Source organism: Pleomorphomonas diazotrophica, from assembly GCF_002844595.1.
Taxonomy (GTDB): Bacteria; Pseudomonadota; Alphaproteobacteria; order Rhizobiales; family Pleomorphomonadaceae; genus Pleomorphomonas; species Pleomorphomonas diazotrophica.
This window is the reverse complement of record NZ_PJNW01000014.1, coordinates 215,738-234,182: the sequence shown is the minus strand read 5'-3', so window position 1 is coordinate 234,182 and position 18,445 is coordinate 215,738. Positions and strand designations below refer to the sequence as shown.

At 65.9% G+C, this 18,445-nt stretch carries 18 protein-coding genes; 3 read left to right on the top strand and 15 right to left on the bottom strand.

The annotated features are described in order from the left end of the window. Window position 1 precedes the first annotated feature (1 nt). The 7 genes from CXZ10_RS17085 to CXZ10_RS17055 form a co-directional block, all read right to left on the bottom strand. Window positions 2-883 (bottom strand): hypothetical protein, encoded by an 882-nt coding sequence (locus tag CXZ10_RS17085; protein WP_101290559.1) that lies wholly within the window; start codon window positions 881-883, stop codon window positions 2-4. A gap of 111 nt (window positions 884-994) precedes the next feature. Beyond that, a complete protein-coding gene (locus tag CXZ10_RS17080; protein ID WP_101290558.1) occupies window positions 995-1,585 on the bottom strand; it encodes a CarD family transcriptional regulator in 591 nt (196 codons plus the stop codon). 395 nt (window positions 1,586-1,980) lie between these two features. Beyond that, window positions 1,981-2,319, bottom strand: coding sequence for a ferredoxin FdxA (gene fdxA, locus CXZ10_RS17075; RefSeq protein ID WP_101290557.1), 339 nt, complete (start codon window positions 2,317-2,319; stop codon window positions 1,981-1,983). A gap of 84 nt (window positions 2,320-2,403) precedes the next feature. Continuing rightward, window positions 2,404-2,781, bottom strand: coding sequence for an RNA-binding S4 domain-containing protein (locus CXZ10_RS17070; RefSeq protein ID WP_101290556.1), 378 nt, complete (start codon window positions 2,779-2,781; stop codon window positions 2,404-2,406). Between the two features lie 8 nt (window positions 2,782-2,789). Further along, complete coding sequence (locus CXZ10_RS17065; protein ID WP_210199951.1) at window positions 2,790-5,906, bottom strand: helicase-related protein; 3,117 nt, start codon at window positions 5,904-5,906, stop codon at window positions 2,790-2,792. A gap of 739 nt (window positions 5,907-6,645) precedes the next feature. Then, window positions 6,646-7,074, bottom strand: coding sequence for a hypothetical protein (locus tag CXZ10_RS17060; protein ID WP_143741552.1), 429 nt, complete (start codon window positions 7,072-7,074; stop codon window positions 6,646-6,648). A 172-nt stretch (window positions 7,075-7,246) separates the two neighbouring features. Beyond that, the gene (locus CXZ10_RS17055) at window positions 7,247-8,050 is read right to left on the bottom strand and encodes a DUF3108 domain-containing protein (protein ID WP_180336049.1); all 804 of its coding nucleotides are present in this window, start codon (window positions 8,048-8,050) and stop codon (window positions 7,247-7,249) included. A 474-nt stretch (window positions 8,051-8,524) separates the two neighbouring features. Here CXZ10_RS17055 and rpmB point away from each other — a divergent pair, with 474 nt between their 5' ends. Beyond that, window positions 8,525-8,821 (top strand): 50S ribosomal protein L28, encoded by a 297-nt coding sequence (gene rpmB / locus CXZ10_RS17050; RefSeq protein ID WP_101290553.1) that lies wholly within the window; start codon window positions 8,525-8,527, stop codon window positions 8,819-8,821. A gap of 171 nt (window positions 8,822-8,992) precedes the next feature. After that, window positions 8,993-9,538, top strand: coding sequence for a queuosine precursor transporter (locus CXZ10_RS17045; protein WP_101290552.1), 546 nt, complete (start codon window positions 8,993-8,995; stop codon window positions 9,536-9,538). Window positions 9,539-9,542: 4 nt separating this feature from the next. On the opposite strand, the gene CXZ10_RS17040 is transcribed toward CXZ10_RS17045, so the two are convergent. The 6 genes from CXZ10_RS17040 to CXZ10_RS17015 all read right to left on the bottom strand — a co-directional run bounded on the left by CXZ10_RS17040 (window position 9,543) and on the right by CXZ10_RS17015 (window position 15,517). Beyond that, window positions 9,543-10,535 carry a small ribosomal subunit Rsm22 family protein gene (locus CXZ10_RS17040; protein ID WP_101290551.1) on the bottom strand — a complete coding sequence of 331 codons (993 nt, stop codon included), beginning with the start codon at window positions 10,533-10,535 and terminating at the stop codon, window positions 9,543-9,545. After that, a complete protein-coding gene (locus CXZ10_RS17035) occupies window positions 10,532-11,524 on the bottom strand; it encodes an esterase-like activity of phytase family protein (RefSeq protein WP_180336048.1) in 993 nt (330 codons plus the stop codon). Before CXZ10_RS17035 ends, CXZ10_RS17040 begins: the two co-directional genes overlap by 4 nt. 26 nt (window positions 11,525-11,550) lie before the next feature. Next, on the bottom strand, window positions 11,551-13,533 hold the full coding sequence (cobT, locus tag CXZ10_RS17030) for a cobaltochelatase subunit CobT (protein ID WP_101290549.1): 1,983 nt from the start codon (window positions 13,531-13,533) through the stop codon (window positions 11,551-11,553). Next, complete coding sequence (locus CXZ10_RS17025; RefSeq protein WP_101290548.1) at window positions 13,478-13,837, bottom strand: GFA family protein; 360 nt, start codon at window positions 13,835-13,837, stop codon at window positions 13,478-13,480. The genes cobT and CXZ10_RS17025 overlap by 56 nt, the downstream gene beginning before the upstream one ends. Window positions 13,838-13,843: 6 nt before the next feature. Beyond that, the gene (gene cobS / locus CXZ10_RS17020; protein ID WP_101290547.1) at window positions 13,844-14,827 is read right to left on the bottom strand and encodes a cobaltochelatase subunit CobS; all 984 of its coding nucleotides are present in this window, start codon (window positions 14,825-14,827) and stop codon (window positions 13,844-13,846) included. Between the two features lie 66 nt (window positions 14,828-14,893). Next, window positions 14,894-15,517, bottom strand: a complete 624-nt coding sequence (locus CXZ10_RS17015; RefSeq protein ID WP_101290546.1) for a J domain-containing protein — start codon at window positions 15,515-15,517, stop codon at window positions 14,894-14,896. 112 nt (window positions 15,518-15,629) lie between these two features. Here CXZ10_RS17015 and CXZ10_RS17010 point away from each other — a divergent pair, with 112 nt between their 5' ends. Then, the gene (locus tag CXZ10_RS17010; protein WP_101290545.1) at window positions 15,630-15,920 is read left to right on the top strand and encodes a BolA family protein; all 291 of its coding nucleotides are present in this window, start codon (window positions 15,630-15,632) and stop codon (window positions 15,918-15,920) included. A gap of 83 nt (window positions 15,921-16,003) precedes the next feature. Here the strand turns inward: CXZ10_RS17010 and CXZ10_RS17005 are convergent, their stop codons facing one another. Both CXZ10_RS17005 and aroB read right to left on the bottom strand, forming a co-directional pair. Then, entirely contained in the window at window positions 16,004-17,299 is a 1,296-nt protein-coding gene (locus CXZ10_RS17005; protein ID WP_101290544.1) for an HlyC/CorC family transporter, read from the bottom strand. Then, window positions 17,299-18,438 carry a 3-dehydroquinate synthase gene (gene aroB / locus CXZ10_RS17000; RefSeq protein WP_244617125.1) on the bottom strand — a complete coding sequence of 380 codons (1,140 nt, stop codon included), beginning with the start codon at window positions 18,436-18,438 and terminating at the stop codon, window positions 17,299-17,301. Before aroB ends, CXZ10_RS17005 begins: the two co-directional genes overlap by 1 nt. Window positions 18,439-18,445: the final 7 nt, after the last annotated feature.

Genomic DNA, 18,445 nt, shown 5'->3' with positions numbered 1-18,445 from the left:
CTCACTCCGTGAACTTGGCATTGAAATCGTCGAGAGCTGACGAGACGCCGTCATAACGCGCGCCCTCAAAGGTCAGCCGGATCGGGAAGGATTTCTTGTCGACGGGCTGGGTCGCATCGCCGTTGGTACAGGTCGCGGCGTAATCGATGATGATGGCGACATCGGCGAGATCGCGGCCGGCCGCGGCCACCGTCTCGAAGACGGCGACGTTTTCCCGGTGATCGAGAATCTCGCACTGCTCGGTTGCCTGGGCGAACGAGTAGAGATACGGGCCGTCGTAGAGATCGACGAGCTCATCCTTCACCACTCCGACGAGATGGAACGAGTCGAAGCCTTCCTCGCTATTGAAATGGCTGCTCACCGTGACGACCACCGGACTTGACGGTGCTGCGAGCAGCAGGCGGTAGCCATAGGTGGGCTCGCCCGGATCGGTATCGACCAGAAGCCGCCCAAGCGGTCTGTAGGCCGGCTTGACCTCCGCTACCGTCACCACGCCGTTGCTCATGGCGGCGGCATAGGCTTTGGTGCCCGCCTCGACGACCGCGATCTCGGCGGAATCGTTGGTCGCGATGTTCACGGCGCGATCGGCGGGCTCGCCGGCCTCCGGATCGCTGGCCGCTTCGACCGCCTCGGCACCGGCAAACCGTTTCCCCGCCCCATCCGGACCGAGACCCGGATAGATGTCGCTGAGAACGTCGAGTGCCGTCGTCGGCGCTCCCGACACGAGAGGTGCGGTAAGGCAAACCGTTCCCTTGGCCGCCGCGCAGTCTCCGATGGCGACCGACTGAAAGGTCGTACCGCTGTCCCCGGCGATGGCCGGATCGATCAACAACGGCGCCGCCAGGACGGCGCTGGTCAGCCACAGGCAAGACAGCCTTGTCATCTTCTCCCCACACTCTCGTTCGGCGCTCCCCCGCGCCGCTTTTGCAAAAAAGGCTCGGCAGGTTTCCCCGCCGAGCCTTGAAAATGAAGCAAACCGAAGCGTTGGCGCCGATCAGGCGGCTTCCGCCTCGTCCTCGCTCTCGTCGGCCACGTCCTCGGCAGCATCCCCACGGGCGGCAATGCGCTTCGGGCTCTTGTTGAGGCTGTCCTCGATGCGGCGGATGGCTTCGGTTTCGGTGATGCGGGACACCGCAGAGATCTCGCGGGCCATGCGATCGAGCGCCGCCTCGTAGAGCTGGCGCTCGGAATAGGACTGCTCGGGCTGGCTCGAGGCACGGTGCAGGTCGCGCACCACTTCGGAAATGGCCACGAGATCGCCGGAGTTGATCTTGGCTTCGTATTCCTGGGCGCGGCGGCTCCACATGGTGCGCTTGACGCGGGCGCGACCCTTGATGATCTCGAGCGCCTTGTCGACCGTGTCGTCCTCGGCGAGCTTGCGCATACCGACCTGCTCGGCCTTGGCCATGGGCACGCGCAGGGTCATCTTGTCCTTCTCGAAGACGATGACATAGAGCTCCAGCTTCATGCCGGCGATCTCTTGCTCCTCGACGGCAACGATTTGGCCGACCCCATGGGCCGGATAGACGATGTGCTCGTTGGTCTTGAACCCATTACGGACAGCGGGTTTCTTCGCAGTGGCCATTCAGTCCATCCACTCCTCGGTGCCGGCGACGACAAAATCACCCTCTCCTGCCGAGAGGCAGCAAGTAAACTAGGGTCGATTATGAACTGCGAACCTCTACGTCCGCTCCGCCGGCACGCTTTCGCGTTGTTTTCAGTCGATCTGGGGTTTCGCTTCCAACCGCAGCGTACTTTCTGCACACATGCCAAGACCGACACAAAAGCACGCGCCTTCATGAAGGTCATAAAAAAGACCCCGTGCAGGGCCCCGCTGGCGACCGGAAGAATTCGTCGACTGTCAACGTTAGCTATAGCACAAAAACCACAAAAAACAAAGCAATATGACGCCATACGCCGCAAAAATGCGTCGCCACATGGCTGCATTGCCTATTCCGCAGGCTGGACGGTGCGTTTTCCTCAGCCACCTTTGCCCGGCTTGGGGGAGAACAGGGTGGCGAGCTTGCCTTCCATGCCGTCGTAATCCTTGGCCTCCGGCAGCGGATCGCGGCGAGCCGCAAGATTGGGCCAGACGGACGAATACTCGGCGTTCAGCTTCAGCCAGTTGTCGAGACCCGGCTCGGTATCCGGCTTGATCGCCTCGGCGGGACATTCGGGCTCACAGACGCCGCAATCGATACACTCGTCGGGATGGATGACGAGCATGTTCTCGCCTTCGTAGAAGCAGTCGACCGGACAGACTTCCACACAGTCGGTGTACTTGCAGGCGATGCAGTTGTCGGTGACGACATAGGTCATGAGCGATTACCCTGATATCCACAGGCGGAACGCATGCTGGCCTACCGGAGTTCCTTCGGCCGTTCAAGGGCGAACATCAGCCGTTCAGTCCTGCTCGTCCAGCTTGTCGAAGCGACGACGGTCGCGCTTGGTTGGCCGCCCGTCGCCCACCTCAACGGCCGGCACGGCCTCCTCTTGGGTGGCCGGCGGTGTCAGATCCTCATAGAGTTCCGAGGCCACCGAGAAGGAACCGCGCCGCTCGGCGAAGTCGAGCACCTTCAGCACCCTCACCCGGCCATGAAGGCCGATGGTGAGAACGTCGCCGGCTTTGACCGGCTGAGCGGGGTCATCGATCTTGCGGCCGTTGAGACGGACATGACCGGACGCGGCCAGCGCCTGGCCGAGCGTCCGAGTCTTGACCACGCGCGCGTAGACCAACCACTTATCGATCCGCTGCCGGTCGGAACCCCGCTCTTCGGACACCCGCGCTCCTACTTCTTCTTCTGCTGTTCGAGCGACGCCTTGAGGGCCGCCAGCGCGGCGAACGGCGAGTTGGGATCGGCCACCTTCTCCTTGCGCGGCGCCCGCTCGGGCGTCCGCTCGGCGTTGCGGTCGTTGGGACGGCCGTCGCGGCGGTCGCCGAAGCGGCGCTCCTCGCGCCGATCGCCCTGCGGGCGACGATCCTGGCGGCGATCGTCCTGCGGGCGCTGACCGCGTCCATCGGCCGCGGCCTCGCCGGACTCGTTCGGACGAGAGGCACCCCGATGCGAGCCGCCACGACGCTCGCCGCGCTGATCGCCTCGATGCTCATTCCTGTGATCGCCATGCCGCGGCCGGTCACCCCGGCCAGGTCGCCAGACGTCGACCTCCCGATCTTCCAGGGCCTCGGTCACTTCGGCCGGCGTATCTGTGGCAACGGCCTCGCCTTCCGACGCCACGCTCTCGGCCGGCGCCTCGCTGAGGGTCACCGGCACCTCGGCTTCAACCGATGGCTCATCGGCAGGAGCAGCGGCGACGGCGGGCATCTCTGCCGGCGTTTCGCCCGAGCCTTCCTCCGTTGCCGCGACAACGGGAGCCGCCTCGACCGTCGCACCTTCGCCCGAGGCCTCGGCCTTCTGCGGCTTCACCGGCACCTTGATCGTCCGCTTTTCCGAGCGATAGCCGAGGCCGCGCAGGATGGAGGCAAAGTCTTCGCCGGAACAGCCGAGCAGCGAGGTCATCGCCACCGTCACCGTGAAGCCGCCACCCTGGGGCAGCGCGCCCTCGGGCGGCGTTGCCCCATCCACCGACTTGAAGGCGATCAGCGGCCGGATGATGTCGGCGAGGCGCTCGAGGATGTCGAGACGCACCGCCCGCTCGCCGGCGACGCGGAAGCCGACGAGACGGTAGAGCGTCTTGTCGAAGGCCGGGTCGACCTTGATCGACGTGCGGCCGGAGGCGGAGAGCTGCGGCAGCTCGGCAAGGCCCGGCATGTCGAGCGAACCGTGCTTCAGCGCCCAGAGCTGAGCCACCAGGGCAGCCGGCGCCGGCTTCAGAAGCGCCGGCACATAAATGTGATAGGCGCCGAAGCGGACGCCGTATTTGCGCATCACGGCGCGCTGGGTCTGATCGAGCGCCTTGACGTCGTCGGCGATGTCGTGCCGCTCGACGGTGCCGAGCGTCTCGACCATCCGGAAGGCGACGCCACGCGCAATGCCTTCGAGATCGGCAGCGGTCCGCAGGTCGAACAGCGGCTTCAGGAGCGTCTGGATATGGGCGCCGACCCAGAGGTCGAGCCGGTCCTGCGCCTTGTCGCGGGCCGCACCGACAAGCTGCTCGTCGGCGAGCAGCATCACCCGCGGCGCCAGCGTGTCGTCGCCGGCCACGAGACGCCCGACCGGCTCGCCGAGCCAGCGCAGGCTGCCATCGGTGGACAGCACGATCTCCTCGTTGGGCGCCTTGGAAATCTTCTCGGCGCGCTTGTCGAGCTCGCCGGTAAGCGCTTGCTGGGCCGCGGCCTTGAGCGCCTTGGCCTCGGATCCATCGCCACCAACACCCGGGTCGGGCACGAAGCGGAAGCCGTGCAGCTCCCCGACCGCCTGCCCTTCGACGAGCACGCCGCCGGTACCGGTGATTTCAGCTTCGAGCATGGTGTTCTCTCTCAATCTCTTCAACAATACCGACGTCCGGCGATCCACGAAACGCTGGGTCAACCGGTCATGCAACGCATCCGACAGCCGATCCTCGATGGCGCGCGTCTTCTCCCGCCAGTGCCCTGGCGCGAACAGCCAGTCCGGCCGGTTGGCGACAAAGGTCCAGGTCCTGATGTCCGCCAGACGCCGCGACAGCGTATCGATATCGCCATCCGTCCTGTCAGACAACCCGACTTGCCGTGCAAACCAATCGTCTGGAATCACGCCTTTTGCAATGAGGAATCGATAGAGTGCGACGATGAGATCACCGTGCTGGGCCGGCGATATCTTGCGGAAGTCGGGAACCTGGCAGACATCCCAGAGAAGCGCCACCCGTTCGCGTCCGCGCGCGGCTACTGCCACATCCTCGGCCCTCAGGGCAAAGTCGAGCGCCCGCTGGTCATCGGACGGCAGCGCCCGTGTTAGCCCCTCGACGCCCGGAAGCTTTTCGAGCGACGCCCTCAATGCATCCACCGACGAAAAGTCGAGTTCGCCGTTGCGCCACTGGAAGACGCGCACCGGCTCGAAATCATGTCCCTCGATGGCGGTGACGATATCGTCGTCGAAGGGCATCACCCGGCCGGTGACGCCGAAGGTGCCGTCGTTGAGATAACGGCCGGCCCGACCGGCGATCTGGGCCAACTCGGCGGCTGTGAGGCCGCGATACTGGTAGCCGTCGAACTTGCGCGCCTGGGCGAAGGCGACGTGATCGACGTCGAGGTTGAGGCCCATGCCGATGGCGTCGGTCGCCACCAGGAAGTCGACGTCGCCGTTCTGAAACAGGGCCACCTGCGCGTTGCGGGTACGCGGGGAGAGCGCGCCCATCACCACCGCCGCCCCACCGCGCTGGCGGCGGATCAGTTCGGCCACGGCATAGACCTCGTCGGCCGAGAAGGCGACAATGGCCGACCGGGGCGGCAGGCGGGTGATTTTCTTGGCGCCGGTATAGGCGAGATGGCTGAGGCGCGGACGCGAAGTGACGGCGACACCCGGCAAGAGGCGCTCGATCAGCGGCCGCGCCGTTGCCGATCCCAGCAGCATGGTCTCCTGTCGGCCGCGTACATTAAGCAGGCGATCGGTGAACACGTGGCCGCGCTCAATGTCGCCGGCAAGCTGCACCTCGTCGATCGCCACGAAGGCGACATCGAGATCCCGCGGCATCGCCTCCACCGTCGCCACCCAATAGCGAGCGTCGCGCGGCACGATCTTTTCCTCGCCGGTGACCAGTGCCACCGCGCCCGCCCCGACACGGGCGACGATCCGCCCATAGACCTCGCGCGCCAGGAGGCGCAACGGCAGGCCAATGGCGCCCGAGCCGTGGCTCAGCATCTTCTCGATGGCGAGGTGGGTCTTGCCGGTGTTGGTCGGCCCCAGCACCGCCGTCACTGCCCTGGCACGGGCGGGCGAGGACAGGGGAGCCGCTCGGACGATGTTCATAGGGTCCCGTTCGGTTGCGCGATGAGGCCGTGAACTTCCCTATACGAAAGCCCGGCTGAGAGGCCAGAGAAAACCGGCGGAAGCAAGGCGACCAACCGCCGAAAGGAATCAAACGAGAACGGATGCGGGGCGAATCGCAACTTTCAAGAGATTCTGCATTCGTTCACCACAAGATATGGAGGGAAGAGGAGTCTTCGCTGCGGTATGTTGAATCCGTAGACTCTGGAGAGCGAGTCGTTCGATTCGCGCCCGGAATCGATGTCAAGACAAGATCGGCATCAAGACTCCAAACGGAAATCATGGTTAACCAATTATACTGAACCGAGGAAGTAGAGCGACCCTCGCGTTAACCAATTCAACGGAGCGGGAACGAAGACGGGGCGAATCGCTGACACGCCGATGTTCTCGTTTTGCTCCACCCAGATGTTCCTAAGGCCGCGTCCGGCCACACAAGATGTCGATCCGGCACTGTCCTTATCGCTTGCACCGGTCACCGAAGCGTTAACGCTTCTGTCCCGTGTTGGCACAGATATAGGGTGCGCTGCGGCGATTGCCACCGACAGTGTTGGCCTGTTCGGATTGGACGGAAGCTGGAACAAGCGTTCAGACGCCACTGGTCGAACGCAAAAGCCGGGCGCAGCGGCTTTTGGATCGCCGCTCGGCGCCCTTCGGGGCATCACGCCGGCCGAATAGCGGCCGGTGCGCGTCACCGCAGCACCGGTCGCATCCGCTCGAAACGTTATCGGGAATAAGCCAGGACCTGCCGGGCATCCAAAGCGTCCGGCGGGGCATCCATGGGGGTGAACATCACGACGATCAGCGTGGTGCGCGATGTCTCCTCGACGATCGGCCCGCCGCCGTAATGGTATGTGTTGCGATAGGTCGTCGAGCCACGCACGTCCGAGGTCGTCCGGCTCATCCAGGGCGTCATGCCGACGACCTCGCTCCCCCGTTCCGAGTTGGCATCGGCGATGATGTAGTGGGTGTAGCCCTTGGATAGGGTGAGTTCGGCCGCCCGCCTTTGCGTCGATTGCGCCGCATCCTCCATGGCAAAGGAGCCACGTGCGTCGATATCGAGCTTGTAGACGTTTCTCGACAGGGCGAGTTCATTCTGCGTGACACACCCGGACACGGCGAGTGCCAACGCTAAAGACAAAAGCAGGCGCATGCATTCCTCCAACCGCAACACCTCCAAAGCATCCGTCGGCGATTGACGGGCACTCCAAAAAGTTGCAGCGGGGCATACTGCACGAAATGGGCGTTTTCTAGGCAGTCGGCTCGACCTCATCGTCACCCTTGACGATGCCCTTTGCGACCGCAGGTATAAACCCGAAGCGGCGTCAATTCGACGCCTGTTCCACCTTGCCGAGCTTGGCATTCTCACCGAACTGAGTGGCGACCACCAGCAGCAGACCGCGCATGGTCTTCACCGAGATCCTGCTCGGCACCATGACCCGCCCCTCGGCCATCGGCACGAACCAGACGTCAAGGTCGCGGTTGTCGCGCATGTACTCGGTCGACTTGGTGCCCTCGCGATGACCGGCGACCGGCACCCAGCGCGCCGAGCAATGGACGGCGTCGCCCTTGTAGCCGGGAATGTTGACAGCCTCGGTGCCGCTGTAGCTGAGCTTGATGTCGTAGCGCGTCCAGCCGTCGAACACCGGCAGCGTACGGTCGCAGACGTCCTTGTCGTCGCGGACGATCGGCAGGATCGCCGCCGACAGCGGGTCGACCACGCGGCGCTTTGCGGCCGAAGTCACCGGCACCCTGTCCTCCCGCTCGATGAGTTCGGGAATGGCCTTGAGGCTGCGGACATTGCCGCCGCCGAGCGACATCGACACCTGCGTCACCGTGTCGCCCCGGCTCATCAGTTCATAGGTGGATGGCACCAGCGAGCTGCCGACATAGCCCTTGGCGTTGATATAGCTCTCCTCCGAGCTGACGATGCGGGCGAGGCCGGCGGTCGAGATATGCAGCTTCGCGGCATAGGCGCCGCGCTCCACCCTGATCGACAGCGATCCCTTGGCGATACCGATCCCCATGAAGGAGGCGGAGTAAAGGGCCTGTACTTCGCCCTCGCGTGCCGCGGCCGCGCCGGACGGCGGCACGGCGGATAGCGTGGCGACGAAGGCCGCCGCAGCCATGGCGCCCTTCAAACGACGCGGGAGAGTGTCGACACGAACCACCACGGAACCTCCGTTTGCGGACGGCAAACCGTCCTCACCCCTCGGCCACCAAAAGGCGACCGGAACGACGTCTGGAAGATCATCCGGCGGGCGACGCACCCTGCCGGCGGAAGACCGGCAGCCGGTCGGCCGATCGCCGTCGGTCGAATGATCAACTGTCATGGTAACCGGATGGTTAACGCCGCGAAAGCCTCGATGTTCCCGCGCCGCGAAATCCGGCCAGCCCTCAGGTTGCCCTTCCACACTGTCGGGGGGCATTTTTGCCGGCTTCCGCTCGCTTCCGGGGTTGACGGGGCCAATGCCGACCGACTATAGGAACGCGACTTGAAACGGCGCCGTCGGCATGACGCAAGCGGCGCCTTGGCTTATTTCGTCGCGAGGAGCGGCCGCAAGGCCTCGATCCCGCGCCAAACAGAAAAAGAGGGTATCCCGATGGCCCGGCGCTGCGAACTTACCGGCAAGGCCGTTCTGACGGGTAATAACGTCAGCCACGCCAACAACAAGACCAAGCGGCGCTTCCTGCCGAACCTCCTGGCTGTGACGCTCCTGTCGGACACGCTCGGCCAGTCGGTGCGCCTGCGCATCTCCGCCAACGCCCTGCGTTCGGTCGAGCATCGCGGCGGCCTCGATGCCTATCTCGCCAAGGCTGGCGATGACGAGCTGTCCCCGCGCGCCCGGCTGATCAAGAAGCAGATCGCCAAGAAGGCCGCCGAGGTCGCTGCCGCCTGAGCCTTGCGAGGCTAAGGATCTAAAGAGTTCAGCCGCGATGCCGGAAACGGCGTCGCGGCTTTATTTATGTGTGCCCGAGATGGTACACATCCATGCGAAATCGCGACCTCGCGGTGCGATCTCGTTTCATAGCTCCAAAAGCCTGGTCTGTTCTGCCGGAGACCTTCTGGAATGTTCGATAGACGCCTCACCCCTTCGGTGCTGGCGATGGTCGCTACCGTCGTCGCATCCAATATCCTCGTCCAATATCCCTTCACCCCCTTAGGCCTTGGCGATCTCCTCACCTGGGGCGCCTTCACCTATCCCTTCGCCTTCCTGGTGACCGACCTCACCAACCGCTGGTTCGGGCCTCAGAAGACCCGTCGCGTCGTCTATGTCGGCTTCGCCATTGCCGTCCTGCTGTCGATCTGGCTGTCGGAACCGCGCATCGCGCTCGCCTCGGGCACCGCCTTCCTCTGCGCCCAGCTCCTCGACGTCACCCTGTTCAACCGGCTGCGAGCCGGCTCCTGGTGGCGGGCGCCGCTGGTTTCCTCGTCGGTCGGCTCGGCGTTGGACACCGCCATCTTCTTCTCCGTCGCCTTCGCCGGCTCGGGCCTGCCCTGGACCACCTGGGCACTCGGCGACTTCGCGGTGAAGATGCTGGTGGCTGTCGCCTCGCTCCTGCCTTACGCCAGCCTGATGAACTGGGTGAAGCCCTACCAAACCGTCAGGAGCTGACCTTTCAGCTCTGATCGTCGGAAAGAAAATCGCCCCAGCCGAGCTTGCCGGCCGCCTTGAAGGCGGACCTGTCGCGGCTGGCGACCTTCGCCTCGCCAAGCGTTCCATCGGCGCGGCACAGGCTGAAGACGATCTCATGCTTGGAAAGACGCGGCGGGCGCAGGATGCGGCCGCCGTTGTCGTCTTCGGCAAAGGAACCAGCGCCGGACTCCAGCACGAGATAAGCATAGCGCTCGTCCTCGAAGGGCACCGTGCCCCCCTTGAGGCGCATATGGGCGCGACTCCGCTCGACGCGAACGGATGTATGGCACCAATCGTCCGGCGGCAGCGGGCAGAGTCCGGCATGTGGACAGGGCGCGAGGATACGGGCGCCGGCGGCGAGCGTGGCCTGCCGCACCGCCATCAGCCGGCCATGATCGCGCGGCGTGCCCGGCTCGACGATCACCACCCGACCGGCCCGGCCCACCAGATCCGCCACCAGCCGTTCGGCGGCCGAAAGGTCGAGTTCCGTCAGCGCATAGGCTACAACGGTAAGATCGAAGGGTCCAGCCGGCAGGCTGTACGGCTGAGCGATGTTCGCTTGACGAATGTCGGCCGTCTGGAGCGCCGGAAGCCCCGAACGCGCGAGATCGGCAGCAAGCGCGCGGAAATCGGCGCTGGCCTCCACCATGGTCACCGAGGCGACCGACGGCCACAGTGCCGCAGCCGCCCAGCTCGCCGTGCCCGGTCCGGCACCAAGATCGAGGACCGTCTTCGGGGCGAAATCCGGCCGGGCGGCCGCAAGCCGATCGAAGACCGCCGTGACCGCCGCGTAGGTGGCGGGCATGCGGCTCGCGGCATAGGCGGCGACGCCGGCGGCGTCGGGCACCGCTTGGCGGGACGAAAGGTTGGCGCGATAGCCGGCCGACAGGCGGGTTGCCGCCGCTTCGAGCCGCTCGGGGCGGATACGCTCGGCCACGGCGGTGGCGAGGGCGGGGGGAAGGCGCCGGTCGCTCATGGCGCCCTGAGGCGGAACTCGAGGTAGAGCGTCCGCTGCAGGAAGGCGCGATTGTCGTCGGAGATCAGGGATATCCGGGTTTCACCCCCCGGGGTCTTCCAGATCGCCAGTCCCTCCATGTTGTCGATCTCCTCCGACATGCTCGCCTCAAGCAGCACGTCGCCATCGATCACGGCGCCGGGCCGGATATCGGAGAGAGAGAAAACGCGGATGCGACAGCGGACACCGCCCAGGAACGAGAAGCTTCGCTCGAGAACGTAGAGGCGACCGTCCGGCCCGACCTTGGCATCGGTCAGGTCGTAACCGTTGACGCGGCGGACGCGAAAGGCAAAGGGCGTCTTGCCGCCGATCACCCAGCCCGGCGGATTGCCGGTCTTGGCGCCCCGTTCGGCCGCCTCGGCTAGGACGATGAAGCGCCCTCCGAGGCCGTTGCCGGCCGGCAGCGCCGCCACCGATTCGAGGCCACGGTTCGTCTGGAGGCGGCGAAGCTCCTTCGGCAGATCGATAGCCGTCAGTGGGCCCACGAAACCGTCGGCTCCCATCGGCCCGACCATCACCGCCGGTTGCCCCTCGAAGGAGATGACGCCGAACGGTCTGCCGCCGTCACCGGCAAAGACGTCAAGCGACTCGGTGTCGGACAGCGCCTTGTCGCGCGACAGCGGTCCTTTCGGGGTTTGCAGCCGCCGGATCGAGGCGGCGGACAGGCCAACCGGCCGACCGCGCGGGTCACGTTCGATCCCAGCCCGAACCATAAGGCCATCGTCGCTGAGCGCCAGGAAGCGCCGGCCACCGTCGGCGATCGCCAGACCGGAGAGACCACCCACTTCCCGTCGGTCGGCCCGGACCTCGAAACCGCCGATGTAATCGAGACGGCCGAAGCGGGCCCTGAGCGGCTCGGTCACAGCGAAGCCGGACAGCGGCCTCGCCGTGATGCGGGTGGCGATATCGGCGGCGGAGACCTCGGTTGCCGCCGCGGCGAGAGCGAGCAAGGCGGAGAAAAATGACCGCCCGCCCCTCATGTAAGCCCCAGGGTGGAGATGCGTCGGGGCCTCGGCTTGGCGCCGGCCCGGATCGCCTTCTGGTTCGGCTGTTCCTCAAACAGCGCCGCCAGTTGGTCGGTCATGGCGCCCGCCAGTTCCTCGACGTCGACGATGGTCACGGCGCGTTTGTAGAAGCGCGTCACGTCATGGCCGATGCCGATGGCGATCAGCTCCACCGGCGAGCGTTCCTCGATCTCCTCGATGACGTAGCGCAGATGACGTTCGAGATAGTTGCCGGGATTGACCGACAGCGTCGAATCGTCGACCGGCGCGCCGTCGGAAATCATCATCAGGATGCGACGGTTCTCCGAGCGGGCGAGCAGGCGCTGGTGCGCCCAGTCGAGAGCCTCGCCGTCGATGTTCTCCTTGAGGAGGCCCTCGCGCATCATCAGGCCAAGGTTGCGCCGCGCCCGCCGCCATGGCGCATCGGCTGGCTTGTAGACGATGTGGCGCAGATCGTTGAGACGGCCGGGGCCGGCGGGCTTGCCGGCGGCAAGCCAAGCCTCGCGCGCCTGCCCGCCCTTCCAGGCCTTGGTGGTGAAGCCGAGGATCTCCACCTTGACGCCGCAGCGCTCCAGCGTGCGGGCGAGAATGTCGGCGCAGGCGGCGGCCACGGTGATCGGCCGGCCGCGCATCGAGCCGGAGTTGTCGATCAAGAGCGTCACCACCGTGTCGCGGAAATCGGTGTCGCGCTCCATCTTGAAGGCGAGCGGCGCCAGCGGGTCGGTGACCACGCGGGTGATGCGCGCCGTGTCGAGAATGCCTTCCTCGATGTCGAAGTCCCAGGCCCGGTTCTGCTGCGCCATCAGGCGGCGCTGCAGGCGGTTGGCGAGCCGTGCCACCACGCCGGCGAGATTGGCGAGCTGCTTGTCGAGAAGGCCGCGCAGCCGGTCGAGTTCGGCGCCGTCGCAGACGTCCTCCGGCCGCGTCACCTCGTCGAACTTGGTGGTGAACACCTTGTAGTCGCTGACCGGCGGCTGATTGGTGAAGGGCAGCTCGGGCCGCTTGGCCTCGCCGGGATCGCGAGAATCGTCTTCCTCGTCGAAGTCGCCGGGATCGTCCGACATCTCCGATTCGGCGTCGCCCTCCGAAGACTCCTCGTCCTCGCCAGGCACCTCGCGCTCGCGGGCGGCCGTCTGGTCGGCCTCGGCGTCGTCGGCCGGCTCGGCCGACGCCTCGCTGTCCTCGGCCTCCTGCTGTTCGCCGTCCTGGTTCTCATCCTGCTCGGGGTCGCCGCCGAGCTCGTCGCCCATCTCGAGATTGACGAGGAGATTGCGCGTTGCCCGGGCGAAAGCCTGCTGGCTGGACATGGCATCGGCCAGACCGGCAAGGTCGGCGCCGGCCCGTTCCTCGATGAAGTCCCGCCAGGCTTCCATCAGCGCCTGGGCGCTTTTCGGCGGCGGCGCGCCGGTCAGCTTCTCGCGCACCATCAGCGCCACCGCCTCGGACAACGGCGCGTCCTCGCGGTTCTCGAAATGCTGGAGATTGGCGCGGAGATAGCGTTCCTCGAGCATGGCCGCAAGATTGCCGGCAACGCCCGGCATGGCCCGCGCGCCGAGCGCCTCGCAGCGAGCCTGCTCCATGGCATCGAACACGGCCTTGGCGCGCGGCCCCTCCGGCACGAAGGTGCGGTGCACCGTCTCGTTATGGCAGGCAAGACGCAGGGCCAGCGCATCGCCGGCGCCACGCGTCACCGCCACATCGAACGCCGTTGGCCGGCGCGGCGGGTCGGGCACGCGCGCCTTGTGGCCGTTGAGCGACGGCCGGTCGGCGGCGAACATGACTTCCAGCTCACCGTCGCCGGAAATCGCCCGCATCGCCGTCGTCACCGCCTTCTTGAGCGGCTCGATGGCGATTTCCTTGCCTTTGGCCTGGTTGGAGGAGGACACGATGCTCCGTTCCTTAATAGGAGGCCCCGTCGCACCGCTTGATCGGCAGGGCGTCGAGGTCGACCCCATCGAGACAGCGGGCATTGACGGCGATGGAAGGCGTGCCGTCCGGCGCGGTGCCGGCGGCATAGGGCTGAATGCCGCACACCGGACAGAAGCGATGGGCGATCCGTCCGGTGTTGAAACGATACTCGGACATGCCGGCCTCACCGATCGTCACTTGAAAATCGCTTTCCGGCAGATAGGCGAGGAGATGGCCGACCCGGCGGCAGCGGGAGCAGTTGCAAGCCACCAGTTCGCCGAGCACAAGCTCGGCCGAGAACGTGATGTTGCCGCACTGGCAACTGCCACTATAGCTCCGCTTGCTGGCCATGATCCCTCAGGTGAGCACCATGTTGGCCGCGCTTTCCGGCAGTTCCTTGCCGAAGCAGCGCTGATAGAACTCGGCCACCTGCACCCGCTCGGTCTCGTCGCACTTGTTGAGGAAGGTGAGACGGAACGCAAAGCCGACGTCGCCAAAAATCGAGGCATTCTCGGCCCAGGTGAGCACGGTGCGCGGGCTCATCACCGTCGAAATGTCGCCGTTGATGAAGGCCGAGCGCGTCATGTCGGCAACGCGCACCATCTTCGACAGCGTGTCGCGGCCTTCCGGACCGGTAAACGACTTGGCCTTGGCGGCGATGATGCCGACCTCGTGGTCATGCGGCAGATAGTTGAGCGTGGTGACGATCGACCAGCGGTCCATCTGGCCCTGGTTGATCTGCTGCGTGCCGTGATAGAGGCCGGACGTGTCGCCGAGGCCGATGGTGTTGGCCGTCGCGAACAGGCGGAAAGCCGGGTGCGGGCGGATGACCCGGTTCTGATCGAGCAGCGTCAGCTTGCCGGCCACTTCGAGAACGCGCTGGATGACGAACATCACGTCGGGACGGCCGGCGTCATACTCGTCGAACACCAGCGCCACGTTGTTCTGCAGCGCCCACGGCAGGATGCCGTCGCGGAACTCGGTGATCTGCTTGCCGTCGCGCAGCACGATGGCGTCCTTGCCGACGAGGTCGATGCGGCTGATGTGGCTGTCGAGGTTGACGCGCACCAGCGGCCAATTTAGGCGGGCGGCCACCTGTTCGATGTGCGTCGACTTGCCGGTGCCGTGGTAGCCAGACACCATCACGCGGCGATTGTGCGAAAAACCGGCCAGAATGGCCAGCGTGGTCGCACGGTCGAACAGATAGTCCGGATCGAGATCGGGAACGTGTTCATCTGCCTTGGAATAGGCGGGCACATCGATGTCGGTGTCGATACCGAACACCTCGCGAACCGAGACCCGGGTATCGGGCAGCGGCGCGTCATACGTCTGCTGAGTCATAAGACCTCCTGGAGCGACCAAGCGGAGGGAGAAAGTCGCTCCGTCGAATCGGGAAAATGCGGCCGGTCAACAGAATCCGGCGGTCTTCAAGTAATTATAGGCTTGTATGATCTCCCGCAACCGTTCCTCTGACGACCGGTCGCCGCCGTTGGCGTCTGGATGGTGGCGTTTGACCATGATCTTGTACTGCGCCTTGATCTCGTCCTTGGACGCGCCGACCTCAAGGTGCAACGTTTCAAAAGCGCGTTGCGTCATCGGCGACACACGCCGGCGCGGCTCCTCCGGCTCCGAGCGCATGCCGCCCGCCCGCGAGCCGTGAAACACGCCGAAGGGATCGTTGTAGGTCGGTTCGGCCGGCCGGCGGCGATTGCCGGCGTTGGGATCGGTCTGCCCCCAGCGGTTGACGGACACCGTCCAGGTGGGGCGATGGCCGGTGAGGGCGTCCTTCTGGAAGGCGATGACGTCGTCGTCGCCCATGCCCGAGAAATAGTTGTAGGACTTGTTGTAGAGCTGAACGTGCTCAAGGCAGTAGTGGTGATACTGCCCCTCGCGGCCCCGGCCCTTCGGGGCGCGATGGGCGCCGGCGTTCTCGCAGCCGGCCCACTCGCAACGTGGGAACTGGTCGCGAGCGACGCTTTCCTTGTCCGGCTTGATCCGGATTTTCTCGAAGAGCTTGGAGTAGGAATCCATGGTCCGCCGATTATGGGCACTCGCAAGCGCGCCGGCAAGGCGTTGACAATCGACATTCCTGGTCGCCAGATGCCAGATTGCTTCGCCTGCGACAAAACGACGAGGACGCCCGATGGCTTCGCTGACCCCGCCCGCTTCCACCCGAAAAAGCCGCATCGAGGCGGCGCTCCTCGCCGAACTGTCTCCATCCCACCTCAGCGTGATCGATGACAGCGAGCGCCACCGCGGCCATGGCGGCTGGCGCGAGGGCGGCGAGACCCATTACGCCGTAGAGGTGGTATCGGCCATCTTCGAGGGCAAGAGCCGCCTTGCCCGGCAGCGCCTGGTGATGGGCGCCCTGAAGGCGGAGTTCGACAGCGGTCTGCATGCGCTTTCCGTCTCAGCCCGCGCCCCGGGGGAGTGATTTCAAGGGCTTCCGCAAGCAGCCATGGCTCGCATCCGGTCCATGCGCTCGGCGCGGGTCAGGACTGCGGATGCCGTGGCAGCTCATTCCGACCGGAAGACGTCGTCGACCGGTCCCACCTTCAACGCCGTGATGCGGTTCCTCTGTCGTCTGAGCACCCGAAAGCGGAAGCCGTGGAAGGTGAACGACTGCCCGGGGTCGGGGATCATCCTCGCCTCGTGAATGACCAGGCCGGCGATGGTGGTCGCCTCGTCGTCGGGCAGGCGCCAGTCCATCATGCGGTTGAGGTCGCGGATCGGCACCGCTCCGTCCACCGAGGCGGAGCCGTCGGGATAGGGGCGCACGCCCTGCACCACCACGTCCTGCTCGTCGGTGATGTCGCCGACGATCTCCTCGAGGATGTCCTCAAGGGTGACGAGCCCCTGCACTTCGCCATACTCGTCGACCACCAGCGCCAGATGGACCTTGCGCTTCAGGAAGGCCTTGAGCTGCTCGGCTGCCAGCGTCGTGTCGGGCACGAACCAGGGCGGCGTCATCAGTGTCTCGACACAGACCTTGTCGGGATCGCCGCCGGCCCGGTCGATGGCGCGCATCAACTCCTTGGAATGCAGCACGCCGACAATGTTGTCCGGCTCGTCGCGCCAGAGCGGATGGCGCGTGAACGGGCTGGCGATCAGCGCCTTCAGGAGGTCGCCGACCGGCATGTCCACGTCGAAGGTGCGCATCTTGGTGCGATGCACCATGATATCGGAGAGCGGCAGCTCGCTGAGATCGAGCACGCCGCCGACCATGTCGCGGTCGTCCTTGACCACGCCGCCCTCGCGATGCAAGAGGTCGACCGCCTCGCGGATCTCCTCGTGGGCCGTCCATGCCGCCTCGCGCGGCGTCTTGCTGACCAGCCGCAAGGGTGCGATCACCGCCGTCTCGATGCCGGTGATCAGCGGTTCGAGCAGGCGCGCTGACGCCTCGATGGCCGGCAACAGAACCAGGGCCGATCGTTCCGGCCGGAGCGACACCACGACGCGTGGCACGGCGTCGAGCAGGATGGCAAGGACGATGCCGCCGATCGCCCAGACGGCGAGGCGCATGGGATCGGTCTCGAAGGCCAGCACCGCCCGCGTCGCAAAGATGGTGAGCGCCACCGTCGACACCTGTCGCGCCAGACGGATGGCCGATACCGCCCGCGCCCGCTCGGCAGTCAGCTCGACGAGGCGCTTGATGCGGCGGTCGCCCAGCCGCTCCATGTGATGCAGCTTGGTACGGTTGGAGGCGAGGAGAGCCGACCCGGCCGCCGACAGGATGACGGTGATGACGACGAACAGGGCGACCGGCAGGCCGGCGAACGCAAGATCGGCCAGCGCCCCGCCCTGTCCGTCCATCAGGCCTGCCCTTCGCTGAGCTTGTCGGTGAGGAAGGCGCGCACCGCCTCGGCCGGCACATCCTTGGCAATGAAGGCTTCGCCGATGCCGCGGCTCAGGATGAATGTCAGCGCGCCATTCTGCACCTTCTTGTCCTGGCCGATCAGCTCCATGAAGGTCGAGACCGACGGTGCACCGCCGGGAATCTCGGACAGCCGCGTCGGCAGGCCGACCTCGGCAAGATGGCTGCGGATGCGGTTGGCGTCATCGGGCGACATCTGGTTGAGGCGCACCGAGAAGTCATGGGCGAGCACCATGCCGAGCGACACCGCCTCGCCATGCACCACGGCGCCGCTGTAGCCGGCCGCCGTCTCGATGGCGTGACCGAAAGTGTGGCCGAGGTTGAGCAGTGCCCGGTCGCCGGTCTCGCGCTCGTCACGTGCGACGATCGCCGCCTTGGAGCGGCAGGAAACGGCGATCGCCTCGGTGCGGGCAGGCCCGCCGGCGAACACGTCGCGCCAGGTCTTCTCCAGCGAGGCGAAGAAGTCGGCATTGTCGATCAGGCCGTATTTGACCACCTCGGCATAGCCGGCGCGGAACTCCCGCTCGGGCAGGGTGTCGAGCACCTTGGTATCGGCCAGCACCAGATCGGGCTGATGGAACACGCCGACGAGATTCTTGCCGTGGCGGCTGTTGATGCCGGTCTTGCCGCCCACCGACGAATCCACCTGCGAGAGGAGGGTCGTCGGCACCTGGACGAAGCGCATGCCGCGCCGAACCACGCCGGCCACGAAGCCGGCGAGATCGCCGACCACGCCGCCGCCCAGCGCCACCACCGCGTCGCCGCGCTCGTAGCGGCCGCCGACCACCTGGTCGACCACCTGCTCGAACACGTCAAAGCACTTCGACGCCTCGCCAGCCGGGATGACCACGGCGCTGGCCGTGACGCCGGCGCGCCGCAGCGATTTCTCGAAGGCGACCAGATGCCGGCCGGAGACGTTGGAATCGGTGATGATGCAGGCGCGCGCCTTCGGCAGAACGGCGCGGAACCAGCGGCCGGCGTCGGCAGCAAGACCCTCGCCGATCAGGATGTCGTAGGACCGCTCGCCGAGCGCTACCGGCACCTTGACGATGCCGTCCATGTCGCCTTCAACCGTCATGTCTCCC